The sequence below is a fragment of the Pseudomonas sp. BAV 4579 genome (genome assembly GCF_009765395.1).
Taxonomy (GTDB): domain Bacteria; phylum Pseudomonadota; class Gammaproteobacteria; order Pseudomonadales; family Pseudomonadaceae; genus Chryseomonas; species Chryseomonas aestiva.
The window spans coordinates 1-3,102 of sequence record NZ_WHOV01000197.1; the positions used below are offsets into that span (position 1 = coordinate 1).

The window sequence follows — 3,102 nt, forward strand, 5'->3', positions numbered from 1 at the left end:
ATGGTCACTCTGGCCTGCATCGATCGCTGTTGGCGCGTCGACTTTTCAGACAAAGCCTAGCTCAGCGCGACCTCGTGCCCGAGGGCTTGGCCACGGCCAAGGCTCTGGATTACAGCTTGAAACGCTGGGTAGCGCTGACGCGCTACCTGGATGATGGTGTCGTGCCCATCGACAATAACCCGGTTGAAAACACGATCAGGTCCTGGGCGCTTGGGCGTTCCAATTGGTTGTTCGCCGGGTCTCTGCGCAGTGGCAAACGAGCGGCAGCGATCATGAGTTTGATCCAGTCGGCGTGGTGGAATGGGCATGATCCGTATGCTTTTTTGAAGGATGTTCTCACGCGGCTGCCGACACAGCGGGCGAGTGAAATCGACCACCTGCTGCTGCATAACTGGCATCCACCTAAACTGGGTTAACTTACCAACCTAAGGACATAGAATGCTCATTGTCTTCAGCGGCCTTCCAGGTACGGGAAAAACGACTATCGCATGTGACCTTGCCACCAGAACAAGTGCCGTGTATCTGCGGATCGATACGATTGAGCAGGCTATTCGAGACTCCGGTGCTCTTGCACAAAACGTAGGGCGCAGCGGATACATGGCCGCCAATGAGCTTGCTCTAAGCAATCTTCGTTTTGGGAGCACGGTCATAGTTGACTGTGTTAACCCAGTACTCGAAAGCCGAAAGGCGTGGAGCGATATCGCCACACGCTCTGGTGCTCCATTAGTGGACATCCAAGTGATCTGCTCTGATAGACATGAACACCAGCGTCGGGTAGAAACCAGAAAGATTGATATTCCTGGGCTGACTCCACCAACCTGGCAGTCTGTACTGGATCATGAATACGAGGCGTGGGAAAGCGCTCCGTTCAAGATAGACACAGCCCTGACGTCTCCTGCTCAGGCGATGGAGATGATCACCGAACGTTTTTTATCCAAGGAGTAGCGCCAACTTCAGGCCCGAGGTCGCAAGGTGTGATTAGCAGACGCTTACGTTGCATCGCACCACGCGCCGGCTTGGGCTGACGGACGAAGGGCGGCAGTTTTATCACCAGGCCCGCGAGGTGCTGGCGATGATGGATGAGGCCGAGAAGGCCGTAGGGTCGGCTTCGCCCGAGGCCAGCGGGGTCCTTCGCGTCAACGTCCCGGTCAGTTTTGGCGTGCTGCATCTGGCGCCGGTCTGGGCAGACCTCATGAGTGCCCATTCGAGGTTGCGCTGGGAATCAGCGCATCTGACGAGTGCCGCGATCACTACTCGGGTATAAGGTTTTGTTGCGCGCTGCCGATAGCAAAAAAAACTCATCTGAGCCTTAACCCATGCTAGAGACAATCTCTTCAAAGCGATTTGGAATGCGGGTATATGTGATACTCGCGTTTTACCTTTTTTCAATTTTTTTCCTGGCATTGATGTGGGAATTCAAGCTTGAGGCCGTGACGATGTCTTTTTTGGGATTGCCATACGAAGGGGATTTCGAAGCTGAAGAACGTTGGCGTTTTGTAATGACCTCTACTAGTTTTGCAGTGCTGGCTATGGTTGTTCCGCTCATACTGGTCCATCGCCTGCTTAGGCGGTTGCGCCGCAGCTATGTTGACTTGTTGGAAGCCCAGATGCATAGCGATGGCCTTGCCCGCTATGACCCATTGTCAGGACTGCTCAATCGCCGCGCTTTCGGTGAGCACCTCACGCATGTGCTTCGGGAACCGCAGAGCACGGCTATCTTCCTGATCGACCTCGACAACTTCAAAAGTATAAATGATCGCGCCGGGCATGCTGCTGGCGATGCCGCCATCTGCGCTGTCGCGGAAAGTCTGCGGGAAGTTACTGTAGGGCGGCAGGTGGCTTTGGCTCGGCTAGGCGGTGATGAATTTGCTGTGACGATCACTGGGGATTTTAGTCGTGCCGACCTAGCTGTTGCGGCCGAAGACTTGCTTCAACGCATCTCACGGCCCATTAATGGATGGCCAGCGATCCAAATCACCGCATCCATGGGTATCGCAGTGGCTCCAGTGGACGGATCGACACCAGAGTCGCTCTTACCGCGTGCAGACATAGCAATGTACCGAAGCAAGCAGGACGGAGGGGCCGAATTTAATTTCTTCAAAGCCAGTTTTGAGGCTGAGCAGCGAGAACAAGCGCTTTTGGAGCAGGAGCTACGCGCAGCGATTGCGGGCAATCAGATCCAGCCTTTTTATCAACCTTTCGTCAAGCTGCCGGAGCAAAGTTTGCATGGCTTCGAAATTCTGGCACGTTGGCAGCATCCTACGCGGGGGACGGTCATGCCTGATACATTTATAGGTCTGACTGAGAAGTTGCAGTTGATCAAACCGTTAACTGAGAGCCTATTGATACAGGCGTTTGCTGACGCACGCGACTGGCCACAATCGATAATCTTGGCAATCAACGTGACTTCTTCCATGATCGAGGATCCCGATTTCCCAGAATGGATCAGAACCGTCGCTGACCAAGGGAGTTTTCCTCTCAGACGACTCGAAATCGAAATTACCGAAAGTGCCTTCGTCGCAGACCTTCCCAGTGCACAGCGTAGTTTGTCGGCCTTGCATGTGATGGGGGTGAGCATTTCTCTTGATGACTTCGGCACCGGCTACTCAGGGCTTTATCATCTGACCCAGTTATCCATAGACAAGATCAAGATTGACCGATCGTTTTTAGACTCGACCAAAGCTGTCCAAAACGAAATAGTCCAGGCGATCCTTGCTCTTGGCAAGAGCTTGAACATGAAGGTGACGGCCGAAGGCGTAGAGCATGAGCAAGTCATCAGCTGGCTGGCTGACAATGGATGCGACTTTGCTCAGGGCTATCTATTCGGACGGCCTGTTCCATCCTCAAGTATTAATGACCTGCTCGGACACGCTTTTGACCCTGTAAATATTTGATAGGAGAAAGACCGCTTGCTGAGTCTTTGTCTGCAACGGACCAAGCCCCCGGGACGGGGGCTTGGTCTTGCATGACTGGGAAACGCTTCATGTTTATGAGCGCCAATGGCCGTGCAAATGACTGATCGCAGGTGTTAATGCCTAGCTGTGTAAACCTAGAGCTTGTCTGAAAAGTCGTGTTTGTTAGCCTGTTCTTGTGATGGCAATG

General features: G+C 53.4%; 3 protein-coding genes and 1 pseudogene. All 4 read left to right on the forward strand.

The window, feature by feature from the left end:
* Positions 1 to 416: transposase (locus GSQ95_RS24675; RefSeq protein WP_158973974.1), on the forward strand; the 416-nt coding region annotated here is incomplete at its 5' end.
* 22 nt (positions 417 to 438) lie between these two features.
* Positions 439 to 945 carry an AAA family ATPase gene (locus GSQ95_RS24680; protein WP_158896564.1) on the forward strand — a complete coding sequence of 169 codons (507 nt, stop codon included), beginning with the start codon at positions 439 to 441 and terminating at the stop codon, positions 943 to 945.
* 49 nt (positions 946 to 994) lie between these two features.
* Positions 995 to 1,204: pseudogene (locus GSQ95_RS24685) on the forward strand (LysR family transcriptional regulator); the annotation flags it as partial.
* A gap of 112 nt (positions 1,205 to 1,316) precedes the next feature.
* Positions 1,317 to 2,894 (forward strand): bifunctional diguanylate cyclase/phosphodiesterase, encoded by a 1,578-nt coding sequence (locus GSQ95_RS24690; protein ID WP_158896565.1) that lies wholly within the window; start codon positions 1,317 to 1,319, stop codon positions 2,892 to 2,894.
* Positions 2,895 to 3,102: the final 208 nt, after the last annotated feature.

Excerpts from the sequence above, each read along its gene's own strand:
- GSQ95_RS24680 (WP_158896564.1), top strand. The coding sequence starts at position 439 with ATGCTCATTGTCTTCAGCGGCCTTCCAGGTACGGGAAAAACGACTATC.
- GSQ95_RS24690 (WP_158896565.1), top strand. The coding sequence starts at position 1,317 with ATGCTAGAGACAATCTCTTCAAAGCGATTTGGAATGCGGGTATATGTG.